Annotated in this window: 24 protein-coding genes and 2 tRNA genes; 21 read left to right on the forward strand and 5 right to left on the reverse strand. The window is 52.5% G+C overall.

Annotated elements, in window-relative coordinates; genetic code table 11:
- Positions 1-136 precede the first annotated feature (136 nt).
- The 21 genes from ENN40_02755 (at position 137) to ENN40_02855 (ending at position 20,020) form a co-directional block, all read left to right on the forward strand.
- A complete protein-coding gene (locus ENN40_02755; GenBank protein HDP94262.1) occupies positions 137-1,105 on the forward strand; it encodes a DUF4388 domain-containing protein in 969 nt (322 codons plus the stop codon).
- A gap of 9 nt (positions 1,106-1,114) precedes the next feature.
- The gene (locus tag ENN40_02760) at positions 1,115-1,993 is read left to right on the forward strand and encodes a bifunctional riboflavin kinase/FAD synthetase (protein ID HDP94263.1); all 879 of its coding nucleotides are present in this window, start codon (positions 1,115-1,117) and stop codon (positions 1,991-1,993) included.
- Positions 1,994-2,084: 91 nt separating this feature from the next.
- Positions 2,085-3,461, forward strand: a complete 1,377-nt coding sequence (tig, locus tag ENN40_02765; protein ID HDP94264.1) for a trigger factor — start codon at positions 2,085-2,087, stop codon at positions 3,459-3,461.
- 11 nt (positions 3,462-3,472) lie between these two features.
- Entirely contained in the window at positions 3,473-4,078 is a 606-nt protein-coding gene (locus ENN40_02770; protein HDP94265.1) for an ATP-dependent Clp protease proteolytic subunit, read from the forward strand.
- Positions 4,075-5,295, forward strand: coding sequence for an ATP-dependent Clp protease ATP-binding subunit ClpX (clpX, locus tag ENN40_02775; GenBank protein HDP94266.1), 1,221 nt, complete (start codon positions 4,075-4,077; stop codon positions 5,293-5,295). Before ENN40_02770 ends, clpX begins: the two co-directional genes overlap by 4 nt.
- Positions 5,285-7,612, forward strand: a complete 2,328-nt coding sequence (lon, locus tag ENN40_02780) for an endopeptidase La (protein HDP94267.1) — start codon at positions 5,285-5,287, stop codon at positions 7,610-7,612. The genes clpX and lon overlap by 11 nt, the downstream gene beginning before the upstream one ends.
- A gap of 27 nt (positions 7,613-7,639) precedes the next feature.
- Positions 7,640-8,221, forward strand: coding sequence for a YihA family ribosome biogenesis GTP-binding protein (locus ENN40_02785; GenBank protein ID HDP94268.1), 582 nt, complete (start codon positions 7,640-7,642; stop codon positions 8,219-8,221).
- Positions 8,218-9,483: a transcription termination factor Rho gene (locus ENN40_02790; GenBank protein ID HDP94269.1), complete on the forward strand. Its 1,266-nt coding sequence runs from the start codon at positions 8,218-8,220 to the stop codon at positions 9,481-9,483. Before ENN40_02785 ends, ENN40_02790 begins: the two co-directional genes overlap by 4 nt.
- A 41-nt stretch (positions 9,484-9,524) precedes the next feature.
- Positions 9,525-10,436 (forward strand): phosphate butyryltransferase, encoded by a 912-nt coding sequence (locus ENN40_02795; protein HDP94270.1) that lies wholly within the window; start codon positions 9,525-9,527, stop codon positions 10,434-10,436.
- The gene (locus ENN40_02800) at positions 10,375-11,091 is read left to right on the forward strand and encodes an outer membrane lipoprotein carrier protein LolA (protein ID HDP94271.1); all 717 of its coding nucleotides are present in this window, start codon (positions 10,375-10,377) and stop codon (positions 11,089-11,091) included. Before ENN40_02795 ends, ENN40_02800 begins: the two co-directional genes overlap by 62 nt.
- A 38-nt stretch (positions 11,092-11,129) precedes the next feature.
- Entirely contained in the window at positions 11,130-11,708 is a 579-nt protein-coding gene (locus tag ENN40_02805; GenBank protein HDP94272.1) for a sigma-70 family RNA polymerase sigma factor, read from the forward strand.
- The gene (locus tag ENN40_02810; protein HDP94273.1) at positions 11,689-12,261 is read left to right on the forward strand and encodes a zf-HC2 domain-containing protein; all 573 of its coding nucleotides are present in this window, start codon (positions 11,689-11,691) and stop codon (positions 12,259-12,261) included. The genes ENN40_02805 and ENN40_02810 overlap by 20 nt, the downstream gene beginning before the upstream one ends.
- Positions 12,261-13,151: a hypothetical protein gene (locus ENN40_02815; protein ID HDP94274.1), complete on the forward strand. Its 891-nt coding sequence runs from the start codon at positions 12,261-12,263 to the stop codon at positions 13,149-13,151. The genes ENN40_02810 and ENN40_02815 overlap by 1 nt, the downstream gene beginning before the upstream one ends.
- A 16-nt stretch (positions 13,152-13,167) precedes the next feature.
- Complete coding sequence (locus ENN40_02820; GenBank protein HDP94275.1) at positions 13,168-13,830, forward strand: YdcF family protein; 663 nt, start codon at positions 13,168-13,170, stop codon at positions 13,828-13,830.
- A 68-nt stretch (positions 13,831-13,898) separates the two neighbouring features.
- The gene (locus ENN40_02825; GenBank protein HDP94276.1) at positions 13,899-16,088 is read left to right on the forward strand and encodes a sodium-translocating pyrophosphatase; all 2,190 of its coding nucleotides are present in this window, start codon (positions 13,899-13,901) and stop codon (positions 16,086-16,088) included.
- A 106-nt stretch (positions 16,089-16,194) separates the two neighbouring features.
- Positions 16,195-17,106, forward strand: a complete 912-nt coding sequence (locus ENN40_02830) for a phosphoribosylaminoimidazolesuccinocarboxamide synthase (GenBank protein HDP94277.1) — start codon at positions 16,195-16,197, stop codon at positions 17,104-17,106.
- Positions 17,106-17,645 (forward strand): CvpA family protein, encoded by a 540-nt coding sequence (locus ENN40_02835; protein ID HDP94278.1) that lies wholly within the window; start codon positions 17,106-17,108, stop codon positions 17,643-17,645. The genes ENN40_02830 and ENN40_02835 overlap by 1 nt, the downstream gene beginning before the upstream one ends.
- Positions 17,617-17,910 carry a hypothetical protein gene (locus ENN40_02840; protein HDP94279.1) on the forward strand — a complete coding sequence of 98 codons (294 nt, stop codon included), beginning with the start codon at positions 17,617-17,619 and terminating at the stop codon, positions 17,908-17,910. The genes ENN40_02835 and ENN40_02840 overlap by 29 nt, the downstream gene beginning before the upstream one ends.
- 119 nt (positions 17,911-18,029) lie before the next feature.
- A complete protein-coding gene (gene groL, locus ENN40_02845; protein HDP94280.1) occupies positions 18,030-19,655 on the forward strand; it encodes a chaperonin GroEL in 1,626 nt (541 codons plus the stop codon).
- Positions 19,656-19,797: 142 nt separating this feature from the next.
- A tRNA-Gln gene (locus ENN40_02850) sits at positions 19,798-19,871 on the forward strand.
- Between the two features lie 74 nt (positions 19,872-19,945).
- Positions 19,946-20,020, forward strand: a tRNA-Glu gene (locus tag ENN40_02855).
- 412 nt (positions 20,021-20,432) lie between these two features.
- On the opposite strand, the gene ENN40_02860 is transcribed toward ENN40_02855, so the two are convergent.
- From ENN40_02860 to ENN40_02880, 5 genes are all read right to left on the reverse strand, one after another.
- On the reverse strand, positions 20,433-22,292 hold the full coding sequence (locus ENN40_02860) for a TRAP transporter large permease subunit (GenBank protein ID HDP94281.1): 1,860 nt from the start codon (positions 22,290-22,292) through the stop codon (positions 20,433-20,435).
- The gene (locus tag ENN40_02865) at positions 22,282-23,292 is read right to left on the reverse strand and encodes a C4-dicarboxylate ABC transporter substrate-binding protein (protein HDP94282.1); all 1,011 of its coding nucleotides are present in this window, start codon (positions 23,290-23,292) and stop codon (positions 22,282-22,284) included. The genes ENN40_02860 and ENN40_02865 overlap by 11 nt, the downstream gene beginning before the upstream one ends.
- The gene (locus ENN40_02870; protein HDP94283.1) at positions 23,289-24,296 is read right to left on the reverse strand and encodes a hypothetical protein; all 1,008 of its coding nucleotides are present in this window, start codon (positions 24,294-24,296) and stop codon (positions 23,289-23,291) included. Before ENN40_02870 ends, ENN40_02865 begins: the two co-directional genes overlap by 4 nt.
- A 153-nt stretch (positions 24,297-24,449) precedes the next feature.
- Positions 24,450-24,935: a hypothetical protein gene (locus tag ENN40_02875; protein ID HDP94284.1), complete on the reverse strand. Its 486-nt coding sequence runs from the start codon at positions 24,933-24,935 to the stop codon at positions 24,450-24,452.
- A 124-nt stretch (positions 24,936-25,059) separates the two neighbouring features.
- The gene (locus ENN40_02880) at positions 25,060-25,758 is read right to left on the reverse strand and encodes a GntR family transcriptional regulator (protein HDP94285.1); all 699 of its coding nucleotides are present in this window, start codon (positions 25,756-25,758) and stop codon (positions 25,060-25,062) included.
- Positions 25,759-26,072: the final 314 nt, after the last annotated feature.

Genomic DNA, 26,072 nt, shown 5'->3' on the forward strand with positions numbered 1-26,072 from the left:
ATGGCGTTTTTCTGGACAACCAGGTATGCGTTCAAAGAGACATTCGCCGCTGTTCCACTGTTTTTGCAACTGGTGGGAGTCGCGGCGATCCTGGTGTACGTAGTGATCAACCTTGTTGCCGTGAAGGGAGAGGAAGATGGCCTTTAAGGGTACGCTTAAGGAGTTCAATGTTCCCGATATCCTACAGATGTTTTCCCTGCAGAAAAAGACGGGTATATTGACGTTTACCAGCGCGGACGGCTTTATTACCCTGATTCTGGAAGCCGGTATGATCGTGGGCGTGGATGCATTCCCGAAAAAGTTGGGCATGCGCGTGGGAAATGTATTGGTGAAACAGGACCTGATCAGCGAAGAGATGCTGCAGAGAGCCTTGTCCATTCAAAAAAGAACCAATCAGCGCATCGGTGAAATTCTGTCGGGAATGGGATTGATCGGCGAGTCCCAGATCCGCGAAGCGTTGCGAAACCAGGCCGAACAAATCGTTTTGTCGTTGTTTAAGTGGAAAAAAGGGGAATACAACTTCAAGGTGATGGCGAATCTCGATCCGAGTCTTTACAGTATCAGCCCCATGCCCACTGACGGCCTGATTATGGAAGGGGTGCAGATGATGGATGAATGGCCCCTTATCCGTAAGGAAATTCCCAACAATCGCATGGTGTTTGATCCGGCACCGCTGGACATGCAGCACCACGAGATCATGATTATCAAAGAGAATGAAGACGAACCCCCCGAGGGAGACAAGATTTTTTTAAGCGATACCGAAGCCAACCTGCTCAAGTACATCAACGGCCGCAATACCGTTCAGGACCTGGTGGACCTGGGTGGATTCACCGAATACAAGGTATACAAGAGTTTGTATCGCCTGATTAAAAAGTCCATTATCCGCCATCGTGAACTGCCGGTAGAGCCTGATGAAATCGACGAAAGTCTTTTGCAGGAGCGGCGTATTTCCACACGGCGGGTAATGCGTGTTATTATGGCCACACTTGCCTTTATCGTGATCACTTTTTTCGCCACCAGCCTGTGGAGCCCTTTCCGATCTTCCGGATCGCTGCTTGCGCCTGACCAGACTGTTCAGCAAAGTCTCTCTTCTCAGCTTCCATAAGCTTTTCTCATGCATGATCCGTTACCCAGTGCAGTGGCCATTGGCAACTTTGATGGATTTCATCTGGGTCACCAGGAACTCATCAGGAGACTCCGCGTACTGGCTCAAAAAAGGGAACTGGCAGCCCGGGTCGTGACATTCCGCCCCAATCCGAAAGTCTATTTCGGCCGCTCCATTCCCCTGATCTTTACGGATGAGCAAAAAGCCCGTATGCTGGAGAGCCAGAAGGTGGATGAGGTGATTTTTCAACCTTTTTCCCAAGTGGCCCATCTGAGCGCAAAAGAGTTTGTTTGCCGGTTTCTGATTCCCAGGCTGTCCATGCGTGCCCTGGTGGTGGGAGAAAATTTTCGTTTCGGAGCCGGCCGTACCGGCGATACCGATTTTCTCCAGCGCATTGCTTTCGATAAGGGTTTCCATCTGGAAGTGGTGCCTTCTTTGACCCGCAACAAAGGCAGGGTTTCTTCATCACGTATCCGTGAACTGTTGATCAAAGGCGTTGTTGATGAAGCGGCTCAATTGTTGGGACGGCACTATTTTATTGATGGAATCGTGGTCAGCGGTGCAGGAAGGGGACGAAAACTCGGTTTCCCCACCATCAATTTAAACACCGAAAACCAGGTATTGCCCCAAGGGGTTTTTGCCACCCGGGTGGAGTGGAAAGATCAATTCTACCCCGCGGTCACCAATATCGGCTTATCACCGACTTTTTCACGCAGTATCCGGAAAGTGGAAACCCATATCATCGATTTTGACCGGCAGATCTACCACAACCGGGTGCGACTGCATTTCCTCTACAAGCTTCGTGATGAATTCCGGTTCGATACGGCTTCTGAGCTGATCGCCCAGATTCGTCGGGATGTGCGCAAAGCATTCATTGACAAAGTCTGAATATTCTGATACATTTTAGCCTGTAAGAGCGTTGATTTTCATTTGCCCAGGTCGATGGTTCCGATCGGCCCATTTACCCAGGAGATAATCAATGAAAGAAAAACCCCAAATCGGCAGTGAGCCACCGCAAGCGCAAAGCGAGGCGTCTTCCAGAGATCAAAGCCCTGAAACCGGTGCCGCCGCTCCAATCGGGGCCGATGGTGAAGGTCAAATAGAGCAAAGCCGCGACCTCTGGGTGGATTTGGATATTCAAGCGCCGAGTGATGAAGTAACCAAGCGCATAGACGCGCACGCGGAGAGATACGCGGCCAAGGCCGATATTCCGGGTTTCCGTAAGGGCAAGGTGCCTGCAGAAGTGATCCGGAAACGGTATCGCCAACTCCTGATTGACGAGGCACTGAGTGAGGTGATTGAATCCTTTGTGTCCGAACGAATCCGCAAAGACAATCTTCAGGTGGTGTCACGTCCGGAAGTAAAGGATGTAAAATACGAGGAAGGTGGGGATTTGCAGGCCCTGGTACGGGTGGAAGTTTTACCTGAGGTCAAACTTCCCGACCTGGACACCTTTACCGTTTCCATTCCCGCCGATCAATTGGCCGTCAAGGAGTTCAACGAAGCGGAACAGGTGGATCATTTTCTGGAACACAACCGCAAACGCGAAGCGGTTTCAGACCGCCCGATCGCTGCCGGAGACCTGGTCATGCTCAAGCATCAGACCATGAACCTGGATGACCGGCGCATGTCTCCCCGCAAACCGTTGCAGGTGCAAATCGCGACGGAAGCGGCCAACGAAATTCCGGAACTGGATAAAGAGTTGATCGGGCGCGCGATCGGCGAGGAGATCGTTTTCCGCCGCAAATACCCAAAGGATTTTGAACGCAAACCCTGGGCGGGCAAGGAGATGGAACACCACGCCACAGTAGAAGCGGTTTACTCCATGGTCAAACCCGAACTTGATAATGAATTCCTGAAATCTATTGGTTTCGAATCGCGCGAAGCTTTTTTGGAGCGACTGAAAAATGAATACGAAAAGCAGTCGCGACAAGCCAGGGATGAACGCATCATGGCCGCCATTGCCGAACAGTTGGTGGAAGCAAATGCGTTCCCGATACCGGATTCCCTTTTGCACCAGGAAATGATGCAGGCAATCCGCCAGAATCCCGGTCTGCTGAATGTGGGCGATGAAAAAGAGAAAGAAACGCGGATTCACGAGTTGCAAACCCTGGCCGCGCGCAACATCCGTTTTTCATTGCTGGTTGAAGCCGTTAAGCAGGAGTTTGGTGTCAAAGCGGATGCGGAAGAGTTGGAAAAACGGCTGCGGGAAATGGCGGAATCCTCCGGGGTACCCTTGAAAGAGGTGCGCAAGTACTATGCGCCTGCGGAGCGCCGCAGACAACTGCTGGATTCGCTCGAAAAAGACAAGGCGTTGGAAATCCTCAGGGAAAAAGTTACAATTAAAGAGGTATAAAGAGGTAGAAAATGGCGATGATCCCGATTGTAGTTGAACAAAGCGGCAATGTAGAGCGGGCTTATGATATTTATTCCCGTCTGTTGAAAGACGGCATTATCTTTCTCGGATCCGCCATAGATGACAATGTGGCCAACGTGGTGATTGCCCAGATGCTTTTTCTGGCGGCCGAAGATCCGGAAAAAGACATTTCGTTGTACATAAACTCTCCCGGCGGCGTGATCACCGCCGGAATGGCGGTCTACGATACCATGCGTTTCGTCAAGAACGATATCGTAACCATCTGCATCGGGCAAGCCGCCTCCATGGCCGCCATTCTTTTGGCGGCGGGAACCACGGGCAAGCGTTTCGCTTTGCCCAATTCACGCATCCTCCTGCATCAACCGCTTGGCGGTTACCAGGGCCAGGCCACGGATATCCTGATTCACGCAGATGAAATCAAGCGCATCAAGGAACGCACCATTGAGATCCTGGTTGAGCACACCGGCAAGCCCAAACGTCGCGTTGCAACTGATATCGAGCGTGATTTTATTCTGGGTGCCAAAGAAGCCATGGATTACGGGCTGGTGGACAATGTCATTACCGAAAGCCAGAAAATGAAAACGGATGCATCATGACCGAGAAAAAGCCTCGCGACGCACGTTGCAGTTTTTGCGGCGTTTCGCAGTCACGGGTCGGCAAGCTCATCGCGGGCCCGGATGTCTTTATCTGTGACCGTTGCACAAAAACCGCATATAACCTGATTTTCACTGCGGGTGAAACCGAATCTTTCGAACCGCGTGAGGCCACTCCCATGCCCACGCCCAAAGAGATCAAGGAAAAACTGGATCAATACGTGATTGCCCAGGAGATCGCCAAGCGCAAACTGGCCGTGGCGGTTTACAATCACTACAAACGCATTCGTCACCAGGCGGAACTCGGATCCGTGGAAATCAAAAAAAGCAACGTCATGCTGTTGGGCCCTACCGGTACCGGCAAAACCCTGCTGGCGGAAACCCTGGCGCGGATACTGGATGTTCCCTTTGCGATTGCCGATGCAACTACGTTGACAGAAGCCGGCTATGTCGGGGAGGATGTGGAAAACATTCTACTCAAGTTGTATCAGGCGGCCGGAGAAGACCGTCAGCGTACGGAACACGGCATTATCTACATCGACGAGATCGACAAGATCTCGCGAAAAAGCGAGAACCCTTCCATAACCCGGGATGTGTCAGGCGAAGGTGTCCAGCAGGCTTTGCTGAAAATCATTGAAGGCACGGTGGCAAACGTGCCTCCGACCGGTGGCCGCAAACATCCCCACCAGGAGTTCATCCGCATTGATACCCGCAATATCCTGTTTATCGCCGGCGGGGCCTTTGTGAGCATGGAAAAACTGATCCAACGGCGACTGAAACACAACCTGATCGGATTCAACGAGGCGGAAGTGCGCAGCACATCGAAGCGCGAGAATGTGCTCAAACACGTGCAGCCGGAAGATTTGATCAAGTTTGGACTGATTCCCGAGCTTGTCGGCCGTTTCCCCATTAGCGCCGTATTGGAAGACTTGGCCGAAGAACACCTGCTGGCCATATTGACTCAACCGAAGGATGCCATAACCAAACAATTTCAGGTCCTTTTTGAACTGGATGGAGTGGAACTCGATTTTACTGAGGGATTTTTGCGGGAAATCACCCGGGAAGCCGTTTCACGGGAGGTCGGTGCCCGGGGACTGCGTGCGATTTTTGAAGAAGTCATGCTGGACCTGATGTTTGATTTGCCGTCCCGCAAACGTGGACGCCGCAAAATCATCATGGATGAAAAGCACATGGAGAGGTTGACCCGCGATGCCTCTTGAAAAAAGAGAATTAACCATTCCCCTGATCCCTTTGCGGGAACTGGTCACCTTTCCTTCCACCATAATCCCCATCCTGGTGGGGCGGGAAAAGTCGATTAATTCACTGCGCCTGGCGGCGGAGGAATACAACAACTACATTTTCCTTTCCGTGCAGAAGAATCAACTCAGCGATGTGCCGGAGCCGATGGAGATCTACGATGTCGGTGTCATTGCCCGGGTTGAAAAATCGGTGGAGCAGAACAACGGCAGTTTCCGGGTGATTATCCAGGGTTTGGAAAGGGCCCGCATTCTCCATTTTGTTGAATCATCCAAGCATTACCTGGTAGAGGTAAAGGTTTTAGAGGATTTCCTCGGTGAACAACGGGACGTATTCGAACTCTCAAAGAACCTGATCGCCCTTTTTGAAGAATATGTCAGTTTGCGCAAAGTCAAGCTGCATGGAATCATTGCCAAGTTGGAAGCCAACAAGTTGTCGGAAATCAGCGACATCATCATTTCGGTTGTCTCTGTTCCCCTGAAGTTAAAGCAGTCGATGCTGGAAGAGCTGGACGTATACAAACGTGGTGTCAAGGTTTTCAACCTGTTAAAAAAAGAAGTGTTCAAGTTGAGAGCCAACTCCCGAACCGATCCCCACCGCGCCAAGGAAAATCCCCAGGAATCGGATGTAGAGGATTACCGCCGCAAATTGCATGCCGCGAAACTGCCGGCGCACGTGTTGAAGCGGGGCGAAGAGGAGGTGGACCGCCTGGGCATGATGCCCCCGTTTTCCGCCGAGGGAACGGTATCCCGCTATTTTCTCGATTGGATCCTGGCCATTCCCTGGAAAAAAGAAAAGCGCGAAAACAAAGACATCAAGCAGGCGGCCCGGGTGCTCGACGAAGATCACTACGGTTTGGAAAAGCCAAAGGATCGCATCCTGGACTACCTGGCGGTGCGTCAGATGTCCGGGCGCTCAAGCGGAGAGATTCTGTGTTTCGTGGGCCCCCCGGGAGTGGGGAAGAGTTCACTTTCGCGATCAATCGCCAGGGCCCTGGATCGGGAGTTTACCCGGGTTTCTCTGGGAGGCGTAAAGGATGAAGCTGAAATCCGCGGTCATCGCCGAACCTATATCGGTTCCTATCCGGGCCAGATCATCAAGGGGCTGAAGAAAGCGGGTGTTCGCAATCCGGTTTTCCTGCTGGACGAGATCGACAAACTCAGTTCGGATTTCCGCGGAGACCCCGCCTCAGCTCTGCTGGAGGTATTGGATCCGGAGCAGAACCACGAGTTTGTCGACCATTACCTGGACCTGGAAATCGATATTTCCAAGGTTTTTTTCATCACCACCGCCAACAGCGTGGAACCGATTCCCCCCGCTTTAATGGATCGCATGGAGATCATTGAACTGCCGGGATATACAGAGCGGGAAAAATGCGAGATCGCCCGTCGTTACCTGATTCCCAAGCAGGCACGTAAAGCCGGGCTTGAGCCCGAACGCATCGACATCCCGGATGATCTGCTCCTGGCGGTGATTAACGACTACACCCGCGAAGCCGGAGTGCGCAACCTGGAACGCCAGGTAGCCATGATTATCCGCAAAGTCGTGCGTGAGGTCGTGGAAAAAAAGCATGCCGCCAAGGACCAGGCGGCGGTCAAGATTACCCGCGAAAAACTGGAACGATTTCTCGGAGTTCCCCGGTTTTCACATACCCGCAAACTGCAACAAAACGAAGTCGGCGTGGCCATGGGCCTGGCCTGGACCGTGACGGGAGGGGATATCCTGATCATTGAAGCACGTTTCCTCAAGGGGAAAGGCGAATTAATCCTGACCGGCCGTCTGGGCGAAATCATGAAAGAGTCTTCTTCAACCGCATTCAGTTGTGCCAAACTGAAATTGTTTGAGCTGGATTTCGACACGGACGGTCTGGAAAAATACAACATTCACCTGCATATTCCCGAGGGCGCTGTGCCCAAAGAGGGCCCCTCGGCTGGAATCACCTTAACCGTGGCCATGATTTCCCTGCTCACGGGCATCCCGGTGCGTTCCGAGTTCGCCATGACCGGCGAAATCACCTTACGCGGACAGATTCTGCAAGTCGGTGGGATCAAGGAAAAAGTATTGGCCGCCCACCGCTACGGAATCCGCCACGTGTTGTTGCCCCGTGAGAACGAAAAGGATTTCCGTGAAGATATTCCCGATGACGTGCGCAACGACATGAAGATTTATTTTGTTCAATCCATTAGCGAAGTTCTCGAACTGGTGTTGGAGAAGCCGTTAAAAATAAAAAACATATCCAGCAAAGTGATTAAACCGTTTCTTGAAACCAACCTGCAGTAGCGGTCACCTGCTGGAATCGTCACCGGCATGATCATTCGTCACGTTGAACTCTTTCGTACAGCCTTTGTTCCACGGGAAATCCCCGAGCAGGACCTGCCCGCCGTCGCTTTTATCGGGCGTTCAAATGTGGGCAAATCTTCCCTGATCAACCGTTTGCTGCATCGGCGCAACCTGGCCCGAACCAGCTCGACTCCGGGAAAAACCCTCAGTATCAATTACTATCTGGTCAACAAAGAGTTCTTTTTAATTGACCTGCCCGGTTACGGGTACGCCCGCGCTTCCAAGACAGAGACCCGTCGGGTTTTGGGCCTGATGGAGGCTTTTTTTTCTCACGCACCACGATTGAACCTGCTGGTCCACCTGGTTGATTCCCGCCGGGGATTCATGCAGGGTGACCTGGAATTCATGCAGAAAATCGTTCACCTGGATTTTCCCATATTGACAGTCATGACCAAAAGTGATAAAGTTAAATCTTCCGCCCTCAAACGTCAGATCCAAATACTGAATGACCGTTTTGGAGTGAGATCGATTCCATTTTCCGTAAAATCCGATGCATGCCGAATGCAACTGGAAACCATCATAGAAGAATCATTAAAGGAGAGAGGATGAACTCTTTAAAAGAGCTGAAAAACATGTCTCCGCAGCAACTCAAGGAAATCGCGCAGCAATACAAGCTCAACGAAGCGGATATCAAGGACCGCAATGCGCTCTATTTCAATATTCTCAATGCCCAGGCAAACGCCAACGGCAAATTGTTTGCGGAGGGAGTCATTGAAATCCATAATGAAGGCTATGGCTTTCTGCGTTTTCAGGATGCCGCCTACCTGTCCAGTCCAGAGGATATCTACGTCTCTCCTTCCCAGGTCAATAAATTTGATCTGCGCTCCGGTGACACGGTTTCCGGATCGGTACGACCCCCCAAAGGCGGAGAAAAGTACTTTGCACTGCTGACGGTTGAAGCCATCAATTCAGAAGAACCGGAATTTGTGCTAAAGATGCGCCGCCACAAGCGCTTTGAAAAATTAACCCCCCTTTATCCCGACGAACGCATCCAGCAGGAGACGGAACCCCATCTGATTACCGGCCGCGTCATGGATTTATTGACCCCGATCGGTAAAGGTCAGCGCGGACTGATCGTGGCCGCTCCCCGCACCGGCAAGACCATGATTCTGCAGAGTATTGCCAAATCCATTGAAGTCAACCACCCGGAAGTGGTCTTGATTGTATTGCTGATCGACGAGCGGCCTGAAGAAGTAACCGATATGGCGCGCAACGTGAATGGTGAAGTCATTTCTTCCACATTTGATGAGATTCCCATGCGCCACACCAAGGTGGCGGATATCGTGCTGGAGAAAGCCAAACGGCTGGTGGAGATGGGTAAAGACGTGGTCATTCTGCTGGATTCCATTACCCGGCTGGCACGAGCCCATAACGCCATTACGCCGTCATCCGGCAAGGTCCTTTCCGGCGGCATCGATGCCAACGCCCTGAACAAACCCAAAAAGTTCTTTGGCGCTGCGCGCAATATTGAAGAGGGAGGAAGCCTGACCATCCTGGCGACCGCTCTGGTGGATACGGGCAGCCGCATGGACGAAGTGATTTTTGAAGAGTTCAAGGGTACCGGTAACATGGAAATCAACCTGGATCGCAGGCTTGTGGACAAGCGGGTATTCCCCGCCATCGATATCTTCCGTTCCGGAACCCGCAGAGAGGAGTTGCTGATTGATCCTCCCGACCTCAACAAAATATGGGTTTTGCGCAAAGTGCTTTCCCAAATGTCTGAAGTCGAAGCCATGGAGCTTTTGATTGAGAAACTGTCCAAAACCAAGACCAATCAGGACTTTATTAAAATGATGTCCCAGGGTATGTAATCCAAAGGGGAACCTAAAGATTCGGGAACAGGAGGGGAGGCATGATTCGGAATTTCAGCGAATTGAGAGCCGCGGCTGCATCTAGACGGGAAGTAGTGGTGGGAGTTCCGTCACCGGAGGACGACAATTCCATCCGCACAATCCTGTTGTGCCGCCGTGAAGGCATTGGCAAATTCGTCCTCAGCGGCCGAAAAGATGTGATCGAAAGTTGCATTAAAGACAACGGCGGCAATCCGGATGATTTTCAGATCATTCCCGCGGCTTCAGCATCGCAAGCCGCCGCCGTGGTGGTTGCACTGGCCCGGGAACAGAAGGTCGGTGTGATTTTAAAGGGTTTTCTATCCACCGCTGAATTGATGGCGCCGGTGTTGCATCGCGAGACCGGCCTGCGCACCGGGCGCTTGCTCAGCGACATACTGGTGGTTGAGAATCCCATCCCGGCGGGGGATTCCGGCTTGCTGGGCATGACCGACGGCGGGTTGAACATCCTGCCCGGTCTGGAAGAAAAAAAGCAGATTGTTGAAAACGCTGCCGCCGTATTTCATTGCCTGGGTATACCTGAACCCCGGATCGGCATCATGGCGGCTTCAGAGAAAGTCAAGGAAGCCATGCCCGCTACGCTGCATGCCCGGGAGTTGACGGACATGAACCGCAGGGGAACGATCCAGGGATGCAAAGTCTATGGCCCACTGGCCCTGGATATCGCTGTGTCCCGTGAAGCCGCGGAACACAAGGGCATCGCCGATGCCGTTGCCGGCAATGTCCAGATCATGGTGGTCCCGAGTGTGGAAGCCGGGAATCTCCTGGGTAAGGCGTTCACATACTACCTGCGGATTCCAGTCGCTCACGTGATCATAGGAGCCCGCCTTCCCATTCTCATTCCTTCACGCAATGAGACCGAGACCGATAAGATCAACTCCGTGGCCCTGGGGATTGTCTGTGGCTGCAACTGAACCTGAAACGGGCACGCCCGTGGTTCTCAGGCGATTTGCTTTAACCCTCCCGCTCTCTATCCTGCTCATGGTTTCCGGGCACCTATTGCCGGAGGATGCGCCCATGCGGTGTTCCACCCTGGAGGCTGCGCGCGCAACCATGCAATCGATAAAACCCTTCCGCGCGACATTTGTGCAGCAGGTTTACTATGACGAAGAACTGGCGATCGAAGAGAAAGGCGACCTGTTGTTTGTCCATCCACGCAGGATACGCTGGACCTACCGTGATCCCGAACTAAAGATCTTTCTGCTGGAGGCGGACCGCTATCGTTTTTATGAACCGGAGGCCCGCCAACTGACCCTCGGTGTCATGCGGGGCCGGCAAGGCGGGTGGATATGGCAACTTCTGGCATCAACGGATGTGGATGTAGTCGAATCCTGCCCTCCGTCGGGAAAGGAAATGGTGCTGCGGGATCCAGTCGACGGCACACGTTTCCAGCTTCGCCTGGACGATCAACACCGGGTTGTCCGTGTGGAACACATGGATTCGGGGGGGGCACGCCACGTTTACCTGTTGCAAGACTACCGGGCCCGGGTGGCGGTTAGCGGGGATGAATTTCAACTAGAGATCCCCGAAGACACGGAAGTGGTGAACATGGATGCGGAATCACCTTGATAAGTGGGTCAAAAACCTTATTCCCAGGTTGTCCGTAAATGATAATGGATGACGATCAGACATTGATCAGGCGGATCCTGAAAGGAGATCGATCATCCTTTGAGCAACTGATGCAACAGTACAACAAGCGCATGTTTAACTTTATTTTTCGCATGGTACGCGATGAAGAAATCGCCGTGGAGTTGACGCAGGACTTTTTTATCAAGATCTTCACGGTTATTCACAAGTACAATTTCCAATACAAATTTTCCACCTGGGCTTATCGGATCTGCTACAACCTGGTTATTGATCATGTACGCAAACAACCTGTATACGTGGATTCTCTGGATCAAAACCCGTTGTCACGCAAGCAATTGGCTGGAACCGACCAGGTGGTGCGTGAGGACGGTTTTACCAATCTGGAAAAAGCAGAGATGCGTGACTACATATGGGCTATGGTGGATCGGATCCCGGAAAAATACCGCTACCTGATCCTGCTGCGTTATCAACAAGGATTGAAATACGAAGAGATCGCAGGCGTTACCGACTTGCCGGTGGGGACGGTAAAAAACAGGATTTTCAAGGCCAAGGAACTGATCCGCAGGGAGATTGCAGAAGATGGAATGCCCACAAAATGAAAGGCTTGCACACTACGTAGAAGGAGATCTCAGCCCGATTCAATCCGCCATGATCCGTGATCACTTGATTCATTGCAAACCTTGCCGTTCCCGGTTGCGCCAGTTTCAAAAAGTGGAAGCGGGACTTGTCTATCCGCCCATGCGCACACCTCCGCTTTGTATCGAGAAATCGGTCATGCGTCGTTTGTTTCCCGTGTTGCCGACTTACGGGGCCGTGCTGGCTTTTGTGGCGGCCAGTTTTCTGCTTCTGGTTACCTGGATCTACATTTATTTTGATTTTGCCAACAACAGCCTGGTTCAAGCCATGCAGGTCACTTCCAACCGGCTTTTCCGCTTTGCCGGGGGGATTGTCCAGGGGATATCTGCTGTTTTTTCCACTGTTTACGCCTCTTTTAAGGCATTTTCCAAGTTGCTTTCCGCCGTGCTGAACCTTCAAATCCAAGCGGAACTCCTGCTCTTTATGTTACTGATTGCGGCCATGGGGCCGGCCGTGGTTCTGTATCGCATGATTTTTGCGCGCCAACGGAAACAACGGCAAACGCGGGCGATATAATGATGCGAAGATATGTCATGGCTCTCTTGGGGCTGATATTGGTTTCCACATGGATCCAGGCGCAGGGATTCCGGATGCACCGGGACGTCTCGGTCGAGCCCGGAGAAACCGTGGCTGAGAATGTCTTGGCATGGAAAGGCCGGGTGGACATACAGGGAACCCTGGAAGAATCACTGTTTCTAATCGGCGGTAGTGCGAGAATCTCCGGTATCGTGAAAAAAGATGTGATCGGATTTTCCGCAAATATTGAGTTGCTGCCGGGAACCGTTATCCTGGGGGAACTTTTAATGATCGGGGGAGAGTTGAACCGCAAAGAAGATGTCCGGATCGAAGGCGGCCACCTCCACTTTCGCTATGACCTGAAACGTTTGCGCAGCTCGTTGCACCCCATTTTTTCCGAATCCCGTTCCATGGGTTTTTTCCGGGCCGCAAAGATCATTATCTGGTTTGTCATTACCCTGTTGACATTCGTGTTGTTTCCCCGTAGCGTCATGTACGCGGAGGGGGTCCTGTCCGCTCGAACCTGGCGCCTGGGGATTACCGGTTTGGGCACGCTGTTGGTATTTATTGCGCTGACCCTGTTGTGCCTGTTTCTCAGTTTCATTCTGATCGGAATTCCTTTGTTGTTCTTGTTGATACTGGCCTGGTTTGCCGTATTGGTTCTGGGGAGGACCGTGGTGTTTTATGCAATCGGCAGACGCTTGATGCAACGTGCGGGATATGCCGGTTCCAGTGTTCCCCTGGCGCTTTTGGTCGCCACTGTTGGTTTCGGATTGTTAAAGTTCGTCCCGCTGGTGGGTACCGCCGCATTGTTGCTGTTGAATCTGGTGGAAATCGGTACGGGCGCCGCCTACCTGATGCGCCGCCTGCGCAGGCAAAAGGTCACATAGGCACTTTGGCAGGGGAGTGTCTGACACCTGTGGCTGCCGACGACCGTTTTTCAACATGGTAGGCATAAAGCGATTCCTTTGCGCATGCCTCTGTATCGTGATTGCCTTGGGCATGGTAACCTGTGCCAAACCCTGGTTGAAAGGCTTGGAAGCGGGAGAGTGTGTTCCCGCAGATTATGGCGACGTGATCCTGGTTCTGGGCGGCGGACTCAGACCCAACCTGAATTTCGGCTACAGCACGGCCGAACGTCTGAAACTGGCGGTTTCACTTTACAGACAAAACTCCCGTGCCATCATCGTTTCGGATGGCTCTCTTTACCGCGGCAGTCCGGCCGTACCCGTGATGAAAACGTGGTTAACCCGGCAGGGAGTCGCTCCCGAACACATTATCCTGGAAGGCCGCAGCCAAAACACCCTGCAAAACCTCACCCACGGGCTGGCCTTGGTCAGAAGCCGGGGATTTCAGCAGGTGATTGCATGCACGTCACCCTATCATCAGGCGCGGGTGAAAATGCTCATGCAACATTTGGACTATCCTGATTTCCGCATCGCGCGCATGGATGAATCCGAAATCCGTTTCCATTCCGGAGTGCGACAATGGCTGCGCAACCTGCGTTTGATCGCGCGTGAATACCTGGCTATCCTGCGCTTTCGCCTTTTCAGAAGCGCATTGCCTTGACATGAGAGGGTTTTTTCATTAGAATAGCGCTTTCACTCTAACCCCCGTCGCCGGGAAGGAGAATTCAGATGCAAAATATCCTGTTGTTCGGAATTGCTCCAGTCTCAGCCGCAATCGCCCTTCTGGCCGCCTGGCTGTTCTACCGCCAGATCATGAAGCTGCCGGAAGGCAATGCCAAGATGATTGAAATCGCTGAAGCGGTTCGACGAGGTGCCAGGGCATATATCAAACAGCAATACAAGATTGTGGCCATATTTTTCGCGATTGCCGCTATCTTTCTGGCTTTTCTGTCGTATGGCTTGAAAGTGCAGTCTCCCTGGACGCCATTTGCTTTTCTTACGGGTGGTTTCTTCTCGGCTCTGGCCGGGTTTATCGGCATGACCACCGCCACCCTGGCTTCCGCACGCACTACAAATCAGGCCAGGGAATCCCTGGATAAAGCCTTGAAGGTCGCTTTCCGCAGCGGCTCGGTGCTGGGCCTGGTCGTGGTTGGTTTGGGACTGCTGGATGTTTCGCTCTGGTTCATTATCCTGCACATCTGGTTGAAGTACAGCTTGGGTGTGACCACCGTGACCATGCTCTCTTTTGGCATGGGGGCTTCCCTGCAGGCCCTGTTTGCCCGCGTAGGCGGTGGCATCTTTACCAAGGCCGCGGATGTGGGCGCGGATCTGGTGGGAAAAGTAGAAGCGGGTATTCCCGAAGACGATCCCCGTAACCCTGCCACCATTGCCGATAACGTGGGAGATAACGTTGGCGATGTGGCCGGCATGGGAGCCGACCTGTACGAATCCTACGCCGGGTCGATCCTCTCCGCCGCCGCTCTGGGCGCCTCCGCTTTCGCCGCCATGAAAGAGATGGCTTTTAACGCGGTTATCCTTCCCATGGTGATTGCGGGGATCGGCATCATCGCTTCCATTATCGGCGTCTTCCTGGTCCGGACCCGCGAAGGGGCCAGCCAGAAACAACTGCTGCAGGCACTGGGTCGCGGCATCAACTTCAGTTCTTTCCTGATCGTGATCGGCTCACTGGCGGCGGTAGCCCTGTTGTTGCCCGGATATATCGGCGTGTTTGGCTCCATTATAGTGGGATTGTTCGTGGGCATTATCGTGGGCAAAAGTGTGGAATACTACACTTCATCCAGTTTCCGCCCGACCGTGGAAGTCGCCGAAAAATCCAAGACCGGAGAAGCCACGATCATTATTGCCGGGCTGTCATCGGGATTGATCTCGACCGCCATTCCCGTAACGGCCATTGCCGCTGGAATCATGGGGGCCTTCGCCTTTGCCGGCGGTTTTAATGATCCCATGCGTGGTTTGTACGGGATCGCCGTCGCTGCGGTGGGCATGCTCTCCACCCTGGGCATTACGCTGGCAACGGATGCCTATGGCCCCATCGCCGACAACGCCGGCGGCAACGCGGAAATGGCCGGCCTGCCCAAAGAGGTGCGTCAGCGCACGGATGCCCTGGACACATTGGGCAACACCACTGCGGCTACCGGAAAGGGATTTGCCATTGGTTCAGCGGCCCTGACCGCATTGGCACTACTGGCGTCTTATATCGAGGAGATCAAGGCCGGCATGATCCACATCATTCATCGAAGTGGAGAGATCGCGGTGGGAGCCGGAAAGGTTTTTACTAACATTGAAGATGTCGCGCGAATCAATATCAGCGGATTCGTTTCTATCTTTGAAGTCAACCTCATGAATCCCAAGGTAATCGTAGGCATCTTCCTCGGATCCATGATGGCGTTCGTATTCTCGGGTTTGACCATGAAGGCTGTGGGACGAGCCGCTTCCGCCATGGTGGACGAAGTGCGTCGGCAGTTCAATGAAATTTCGGGAATCCTGCAGGGTACGGAAAAACCGGACTATGCATCCTGCGTGATGATCTCGACCAAGGGGGCGCAACGAGAGATGATCCTGCCGTCATCATTGGCAATCATGGTTCCCATCCTGACCGGAATCATCTTCGGCGTTCCCGGGGTTATGGGGTTGTTGGTCGGTGCTCTCGGTGCGGGTTTTGTTCTGGCTATATTTATGGCCAATGCCGGTGGTTCCTGGGACAACGCCAAAAAGTACATTGAAGAAGGCAATCTGGGCGGGAAAGGCTCTCCCGCGCACAAGGCCGGCGTGGTTGGAGACACAGTCGGGGATCCCCTGAAAGATACTTCCGGTCCTTCACTGAATATCCTGATCAAACTGATGAGCATGGTGTCGATCGTGGTGGCCGGACTGATCGTCGGCTATTCCATTTTGTAATCATATACGAAAAAACAGGGGATGGTTGAAAAGCGGGTTCCCTTACTTTACTCTATAGGCATTGGGGTTTTCTCACGCTGAAGCGAAAGAAAGCAGAAGGGGTAATATGGAAAGCAAATCAGACAATACTGGAATCGCAACGGTTGATTTGCCCTTCCCAAAATTCAAATCGGGAAAGGTGCGAGAAGTATTCACTGTCGGAGATCAATTGCTGATTGTGTCCACGGATCGTCTTTCCGCCTTTGATTACGTGCTTCCCACTTTGATTCCCGACAAGGGCAAGGTGCTGAACCGCCTGTCTTCCTTCTGGTTTCACCAGACCCGGAAGTTGATTCCCAACCATTTGGTGACGGATGCGCCGCATGAACTGGAATTGTTCAAGCCGTATGCAGAACAATTAAGGGACCGGTCCGTTCTAGCGCGAAAACTGGATGTGTTTCCCGTGGAAGCCATTGTGCGCGGATACCTGGCTGGTTCCGGATGGAAGGCGTACGCCACTTGCAAAGAAATATGCGGCATTCCCCTGCCCAAAGGATTGAGATTCAACGATCAGCTCCCCGAGCCGATATTCACTCCCTCCACCAAGGCCGAGTCCGGGCATGACGAAAACATCACTTTTAAAGAGTTATCGTCGCGGGTGGGCATGGAGAACGCCTCCAGAATCCGTTCCCTTGCCCTGGAACTCTACCAGTTTGGAAGTCAATTTGCCCGAAAAAAAGGCATCGTTATCGCTGACACGAAATTTGAGTTCGGATGGGATGCGGATGGAGCGATTGTGCTGGTAGACGAAATTTTCACCCCCGACTCTTCCCGTTTCTGGAAAGTGGAAGAATACCACTCCTGCCATGCCGCCGGCAATGAACCGCCGGCGTTTGATAAACAATTTGTGCGAAATTATCTGTTGAAAACCGATTGGGACCGCAACAGCCAGCCGCCGACCCTGCCCGGAGAAGTGGTTGATCAGACTCGAAGCAAGTACCTGGAAATGCTGAGAATCCTGACTGGAAAAGTACAATAATGATTCCCGGCTTGAATTGGTTGGACATCGTTTTTATCATCCTCATCCTCGTTTCCACGGTAATGGGCATTGTGAAAGGCTTGGTGAGGGAGTTGCTGTCTTTGTTCTTTTTTGTTTTGGCCGTGGTGTTGTCATTCCTGTTTTTTCGCGACCTGGGGTTTTACCTCTCCGCAACCATTCGCAACAGTGAAATCGCCAACCTGGTAGCGTTCGGCACGATTTTCGTCGGTGTACTTTTGCTGGGAGCTCTGGTCACCTGGGTGGCACGAAAAGTTTTTTCAGTCGACCCCCTACGCGCCATCGACCGCATTCTGGGGGGTGCATTCGGAACGGTCCGGGGGATACTGATTTCAGGGATCATTGTGTTCCTCTTGGTGGTATTTCCCGTAAATGAACGCATTACGCGCGAGTCCAGGCTTTCTCCTTTGCTCTTGCGGACCGTAAACCTAGCTCTTCAGGCCATCCCCGGGAAATATCGCCAGCAAGTTCAAAACTTTTTCAGGAAAGAGAATGGACAAGAAAACCCAGGAATTGGCTGATCAGTTCAGCAACCTGACCATCAAGCGCCAGATGAAAATCCTGGCACTGAAATCCGCAAATTCTCGCCTGTATTTTAGAGAAATCATGCAGGAATTTGAGAAAACGTTACTGACTGCCATTCTTGAAAAGAACGGTTACAACGTGTGCCGGGTTTCTTCCGTGGTGAAACTGCATCGAAATACCATCAAAAAAAAGCTGCAAAAATTGAATATCAAAGAAAAACGCAAAAAAATAGAGAAAACTCAAGAAACAAAAAGAAAATGACTAAGAATATTTCGCTTACTACTTAAAGTTGCGATTAATTACGTTTGACATCAGCGCTATCTTTATATTATAATACCACTCTAAAGAAAACCTGACATTTCTGTTTAAAGGAGGAGAAAATGGCAAAGAAAATCACCTTGGGTGAGGAGGCACGCCAAGCCGTACTGCGAGGCGTCAATCAATTGTCGGATACGGTAAAAGCCACAATGGGCCCCCGTGGCCGCAATGTGGTACTGGAAAAAAAGTTTGGTTCTCCGACCGTCACCAAAGACGGCGTTACCGTGGCCAAAGAGATCGAACTCGAAGATCCCCTGGAGAACTTGGGCGCACAGATGATCAAGGAAGTGGCTTCCAAGACGTCCGACATAGCCGGTGACGGAACCACCACTGCCACCGTATTGGGACAGCGGATCTACCAGGAAGGTTTGAAAATGGTGGCCGCCGGTGCCAATCCAACGCTGATCAAGAAAGGCATCGATTTGGCTGTCAATGAATTGGTACAAAACCTGGAGGATTTGAGCAAAAATGTTTCCGGCCAGATGATTGCGCAGGTGGGGACCATCTCCGCCAATAACGACGTCTCGATCGGCAGCATCATCGCCGAGGCCATGGATAAGGTGGGCAAAGACGGCGTGATTACGGTTGAAGAGGGCAAGTCCCTGGAAACCACCCTGGAATTTGTCGAAGGTATGCAATTTGATCGCGGCTTCCTCAGCGCCTATTTCGTGACCGACGCGGAGCGCATGGAAGTGGCTATGGAGAATCCCTTTATCCTTCTGCACGAAAAAAAGATCTCCAACCTGCGTGAGATGCTGCCTTTGCTTGAGCAGATCGCCAAGTCGGGCCGTCCGCTGGTGATTATCGCCGAGGACGTTGAGGGCGAAGCGCTTGCCACCCTGGTTTTCAACAAGGTACGCGGCATGCTCAATGTGGTTGCCGTAAAGGCTCCGGGATTCGGTGACCGGCGCAAGGCCATGTTGGAAGATATCGCCATCCTTAGCGGCGGTAAAGTGATTTCCGAGGAATTGGGGATGAAACTGGAAAACGTCAGCCTCGATTACTTGGGTTCCGCCAAAAAGGTCACCGTGGACAAGGACAACACCACTATCGTAGAGGGCGGAGGTACGGATGCGGACATCAAGGGCCGGATCCAGCAGATCAAGCGCCAGATTGAAGACACCACTTCAGACTATGATCGTGAAAAGCTGCAGGAGCGCCTGGCCAAGCTCTCAGGCGGTGTGGGTGTCATTCGCGTTGGTGCGGCAACCGAAACCGAATTAAAGGAAAAGAAGGCCCGGGTGGAAGATGCCATGCATGCCACCAAGGCGGCCGTGGAAGAGGGGATTGTCCCCGGTGGCGGCGTTGCGCTCTTAAAGAGTGGTGAAAGCTTAAAGAAAATGAAGCTGGAAGGCGACATGCAGTTCGGCGTCAATATTCTGCTCAAGGCCATTGAAGAGCCCCTGCGCCAGATTACGGCCAACGCGGGTTACGAGGCCAGCACCATTATCGAAAAGATACGCCGTTCCCGTAATGTCAACTTCGGTTTTGACGCATTAACCGAGAAATACACGGACATGCTCGAAGCCGGAATTATCGATCCCACCAAGGTTGTGCGTACGGCACTGCAGAATGCGGCTTCCGTTGGCGGCCTCTTGTTGACTACGGAAGGACTGATTACAGAGATCCCCGAAGAAGACAAGACGCCTCCCATGCCCGCCGGCGGCGGAATGGGCGGAATGTACTGATCCATCCTATAGAATCGATCAAAGGGCCCTTCCCGTTCAGGAAGGGCCCTTTTTTTTGTGCAGACAAAAGTTGGCTGAGCAGAAAATCGTGGCCCCCGGGTTGAAAAATGGGCAAAAATTGGTATAATATAGTTTCCAGAGCTGGGAAGTCGTCTAACGGTAGGACATATGACTCTGGATCATAGAATTGGGGTTCGAATCCCTGCTTCCCAGCCATCTTAACGAATCGTACATACCGGTCCCGACGGGGATCGAATGTGTTCGAAAGCATATATGCATTTATCCCGGGCGGCGCTATCGTCTAGGGGTTAGGACGGGTGATTCTCAGTCATCAAACCGGGGTTCGAATCCCCGTAGCGCTGCCATTCACATCAATTGCCGGGATTTAAATCTTTTTGTTTGGATCTCTTCCATTCTGTGTGGGTTTGGAAGTTTTTTTTGAAAAAAAGGAAAAACTGCAGAAGAGTACCATCTCGGGCATAATTCAACGCTCACCACTTCGGTCCAGACCCATTACGGTCTTCGTCGGTTTAAGCCGACCACGGCGGATGTTTGGAATGGTTCCGCGGCCGGCTTTCGTCTTCGGGGAGTACCCCTCAGCCGACCATCCTGTCTCAGACCATGGGTCCCCGGAACCTGCCGTTTGCGTTCACTTATGCTTTGTGCCCTGCGGGTACTCGTCTTAACAACCAGCCGCCAATCATCAGTGCGGGCTTACCCACACAAAACCTAATAGATCCCAACTTTTCAACTTTCTTATTTCAACTCTTCAACTTTTTATGGCAACAACGCGGTCGAAAGAAAAGGAAGGTAGGTGATCAGCAATACGGTGACCAGCTGAATCAGGAAAAAGGGAATTACATTGCGGTAAATGCGGGAGAGCGGTTCATTAAAGCGGTAGGAAGCCAGAAAGAGGTTTAATCCTACCGGCGGGGTCAGGTATCCCAACTCCATGTTCGCCAGAAAAATAATCCCGAGATGAACGGGGTGGATCCCAAACAATTGCCCCAGGGGCAGAATCAGGGGCACGACCACCATGATGGCGGAAAAAATATCCATCAGGCATCCGGTGGCCAGTAGCACAACGTTCAGGATAAGCAGGAAAACGTATTTGGACCCGATATGGGCTTCAACCCAATGGGTTAACGAGACCGGAACTTCCGCGTCCACGATGTAATAGGAAAGTCCCTTGGCCAGGGCCAGGATAATCAGTACGCCGCCGATAATGGGAACGCTTTTGTGCAGTACCCGTCCGAGATCCCTGATTTTCAGGTCGCGATGGATCAGGAATTCCAGTATAAACGCGTAAACCACCGCCAACGCACTGCTTTCCACCAGAGTGGTTAAACCGCCGAAAAAGGAGAGCAGAATCGCCACAGGCAAAAGGATTTCGCCCAGGGCAACGCCCACGGCCCGGAATGCGGGACCGGTTTCAAAGGGCTGCCGGGGTATGCGCCGACGGCGCGCATAGGAAATACCGAAAACGGCCAGGGCGGATATCATGACCAGGCCGGGAACGATTCCCCCGATAAACATCTCTTTGATACTGACGCCAGCGGCCACGCCGTAGATAATGATGGGAAGACTGGGAGGGAACAGCAGGCCCACACTGCCTGAAGCGGTCAACAGCCCATGGCTGAAACGCTTTTCATACCCGCCCTGGTTCAGGACATAGGCCAAAAGGGCGCCAAGGGCAAGGATGGTGACGCCCGAAGCGCCGGTAAACGTGGTAAAAAAAGAGCAAACCAGCACGCTCATCAAAGCCAGGCCACCGGGAATCCACGAAAAAAGGTTCCGGAACAACTGAACCAGTCGTTCACCGGCGCGGCTCTCGGAAAGGATGAACCCCGCTACGGTAAACAGGGGAATGGCGGGAAGAGAGTGACTGATCAACATGGAGTAGGCTTCGTTTGGTATGACTTCCAGGGGTTGACCGGCGCGGGCGAAAAGCAGGGTTGCGATGCCGCCTAGAACCAGAAAGATCGGCGCCCCAAGCAGGGCCGCAAGAATGAGGAGAAGGATCAGGGGCAGGACCAATGTGGATAGAATCGGCAAAATGCCCTCAGACAGCCAGCTCCAGAAAGTCAATTGGCTTGCAAACAAGGTGTTGATTGCATTGCCTGCTTCCATGGAGGCAACCACGGTTCCACCGATAAAGGCGGCAAAGCCTCCGAACAGTCGCAGCTTCCGGCTGGGTAGGCGCAACGCATGTCTCACGGCCATGACGGCAAATGCCAAAGGCATGACCACGATTGGAATCCAGATGGGCAATGGCCCGATCCGTTGTCCCGGAGCGAATCCGTTCAGGGTGAAAGATAGGGAAGTCCAGGTAAACAACGTTAATAGAGACACGGCCACGATATGCACAAAAGTGTCCGCGCCGCGGCGGACTCTATCGCTTAAATGAAAATTCAAAGACAAGGCCAGGTGGCGTTTTTCCCGGGCCGTGGTCATGGCGCCAAGAAAAGTGATGGCCAGAACCAGGTGGTGGGTATACTGACCCGAGTTCGGTACCCCACTGTGGAAAAATTTGCGTACCATTACTTCCATGGCGGGGAAAAAAGCCAGCAGGATTATGGAAATGTAGGCCGCGGCATTTTCCAGCCGCCGCCACCAGGAACCGAGGTCAACCCCCATCTTTTTGTTCCCTGATTTCTTTGAGAATCGTGGTGAATTTTTGGTAGATCTCGCGGGAGAAGGCCTTACCCACAAGCACTTTCATTCCTTTTTCCGCGGCCGCTTCCCAGGCGGGGATTTCCTCCGGCTTGACATGGTGAATGGTCAGTCCATGCTTTACCATGGTATCGAGGGCTTCATGCTCAAGACGGATGGTGTCCTGGTAGAGTTGATCGGACATCTGACGGGCACGTTGCATCATCGGCGCGCGGAATTCCTCGGGGATCCGATTCCAGAACCGTTCCCCAATGACGATGGCCCCCACCAGGGGAGCGACCTTTAAATCACACATGTGTGAAGCCTGGGAGAAATACTGCCCGGATGCCGCCAGCATGGGTGGAAGGTAGAATGAATCCACCATTCCGCTTTGCAAGGCCATCATCAGGTCTTTGAGGTCATTGGGAATGACCCGGAATCCGGCCTCTTTCCAGGCCTGTGCCAACAGGGGTTCTCCGGTTACGAACGAAATGCGCAGGTGACGCACATCTTCCGGCGTACGAACGGGTTGTCTGGAAAAGAAGTTGACCCAACCGGAAGTAGACCAGATCACCACTTTGAAACCTTTTTTTTCGATCCCGGCTTCAAATTCAGGTTTCAGGCGTGTCAAAAGCCGGGACAACTCATGGTCGTTGCGGATTCCGAACGGAATGTTGAGTACGTAGATATCGTTATAGATCTTTTTCAGCCCACGGTTGCTGAGAGCCGCTCCGCCGAGGATGCCCATCCGCACTTTGCGGATCATATCGTCTTCATTGCCGGCAATCTCACCCGGGTAAAGCTTCAACTCCACTTTTCCCTGCGTGATCCGTAGCCAGTCCCGGCTCAATTCCTGTAGGGCTTTGCCCCAGGGAGAGCGCTCAGGCGCGATGGTTCCGATCTTGATGGTGATACCCTGGAGAGTGGCGGCCAGAGTGAAAAACAACATTATCGAGAATGCGGCAAGTTTTCCTCTGTGATTCATTTCCTATTCTCCTCTAATCCGGATTCAGGAGTTGAATGCAATTGTGGGGACTGAGGGGGCGGCGCTTCCAGGAAAAAGTCTTCCTGGTGATCCAGCAGCCAGCGTGCCCGGCGCTGGTTCAATACCGTAATCAGGCGATTGTCCGGATTCGCATCGGGATCAATTTGCAACGCCTGGTTCAACAACTCCCTGAACTCGTCCGCACGTTGCTGCTTGATTGAAACCGTTGTGGCCAGTGCCAGGAAAGGAGCGGTGGATTGTTGCCGGGAAACAGCGACGGAACGTTGGAAATGGTTTCGGGCTTTTTCAAAATCACCACCCATGTAATCCGGTAAAGATCCGTAATAGAGTACGAAAAAATCGTGAATCGAACCGTTGCTGAATTCAGGGTCGAGTTCGAGTACCCTTTCCAGCAAGGCCTCTGCTTGGGGAACGGTCAGGCCCAGATCCATGTCAAAGGGATCAATGGCGTAGGCGGCCACCCAGCCGGCGGCCGCCCAGTAAAGAACCGGCACATCTTGCGGAGCGCACAAATCCGTTGCCCGCGTATGGGGCTTTTTTGCCAGCAACGTGCGAAAACCGGGATATCTCAGCTCCATTTCATGCAAAAGAATATTCCGTCCGCGCAGGTAGAGGTTGCGTGCCCTCTGCAGCAGTGCCTCTTTGCGATGATAGTCGCGGTTGGTCAGCATAGATGCCGGAGTCTGCAAATAGGCATTGGCATACATGATGTACATGCTGCCTGTCTGGACGCGCAGGCCCGAATGGCCTGGAATGGAACTCATCAATGATTCATACAACTTGATGGCAAAGGGCAGGGCGTCTCCCACCAGTTCCGGGTCGTTGTCCGATGTAAACACGTTGCCGCTTTCGCCAGTGGTCAGGCTGTCGGCCACCATGTTCATGGCCATACGTCGAACTGAACAGGACGCAAAAAGCAGCAAAAGCAACGCGGACGTTAACAGGGCCCCGAGGCGACCAACATTTATGTTCGTGCCGCTCATCCTTCAGCTCCTTTCATATTTATCCCGGACATTGTACACCGGCCACCGGGATCCCGGCAAAAGTACGCAAGACCTCTGACCGGATCCATCACTCCCATCGCCCGGATGCCATGTGTCCAAGCGAACCATGCCGTTTGCGGCGAAAAGTCGGGGTTACTCCGTAACCTCTTCAAATCCGACGGATCCGATGAAAGCCGCCTCACTCTGGTAGTCGTTCATGTCCTGCAGGTACAAGCGGACCAGGACTTTTGCCGGCACTTTGCCCCCGAACATATCCCCCGGAACCGCCGGGTCCGTGATCAGAGCCAGGGATCCTGCATAAAACCCCCGGATCGGTTGGCGCACCGCCTTCAGGTTTATTCCCAGGGATTCATAATTATCCATGGTGATTTCCAGGATCTGCTCGTTTTCAGCCGTGTATACCTTCATATACCAGTTAATGATCTTTCCGGAAACCTGATTGGCTGAAGCAACCGATGCTTCAACATAAAAATAGGTCATGTTCTTTACGAGGTTCCGCGAGGCCAGGGAGGTAATGTAATCGATAAAATATTCACCCTGAATGCGTTTGCAACCGTTCATGGATACCATCGATAACAGCAGGGTTAAAATGACCAGTGCGTAAGTCAGTTTTTTCATTATATCTCCATCCTGCAACATACAAAATATATCACAGTAACCGGCAAAGCTCAACGCTTCCATTTCAACACAAAACAGGAGATACTGATAAACCTGATCCGTGCAGGCTGGTTGATTCAGGTTTTTACTTTCTGTTTTCTCTTGCGGTTTCGTGGGGCGGGTAGTAGCGGCGGATAAACGCTTCCTGCACGCGAAATGACCAATGAACACCGCGGATGTAGTTACTGCATTCCGCTATCTTGCCCGCTTCCAGCAATTCCAGAATATGGCGATGCTCGATCATGGACGCACGTTCCCATTCGGGAATCCAGTGGGGTTGAGGAGGAAAATCATAGAGGCGGCGTTTTTGCGTGTCCACAATGTGGATCAGGCGCGGATTGCGGCACAAAGACAAATAGGTGTTGTGGAACGCCAGGTTGCGACGGTAAAACAAATCAAACGCGGAGTCGTTGATGGCGTGGTCCATGCCCAGGATCAAATCCTGCATGGTCTTGAAATGGCGCGTTTTTATGCGAGGGAAAGCCGATACCAGCGCCATGCTCTCAAGGGCGCCGATGATTTCGTAATACTGGCGGACATCTTCCAGCGTGACCGGATTCACGTACACGCCGCGCCGCGGCCGGATGGTTACGAAACCCTCGGTTTCCATGCGGATCAAGGCGTCCCGCAGAGGCGTCTTACTGATTCCCAGGCGACGGCTGATGGCATTGAGATCGATGGGTTTGCCCGCGGCCAGTTCGCCACGGTGGATTCGTTGCCTCAGGTATTCGTACACCCGCTCCATCAATGAGCGGGTGTCAAGGGATAATTTGCCGCCGGACATGGAAACCAATATACCATGATACCGCGAAAAGGCGCAATTTTGAAAACCAACCTACATCCGGCGCGGGCATCGTGAGATGGGTCATTCGCGGCCTTGACTTGCGTTTGAGAACGGTAAGCAAGTCGATACTGAAAAAGTCATTTTGTGATGATATATTCGATATTTTGTGGTAAAATATGGGTATATAATTTGCAAGGATATGGGTCATTTGGGTTCATTTCCTTGCAAAAAAAGAGGTAAAAATGAAGCCCAAACATTCTCCACAAAACAACCCCCAAAGTCATCTTTTTCGTCAGGAACTTTCGGATATGATC

Source organism: Candidatus Aminicenantes bacterium (genome assembly GCA_011049425.1).
Taxonomy (GTDB): domain Bacteria; phylum Acidobacteriota; class Aminicenantia; order UBA2199; family UBA2199; genus UBA876.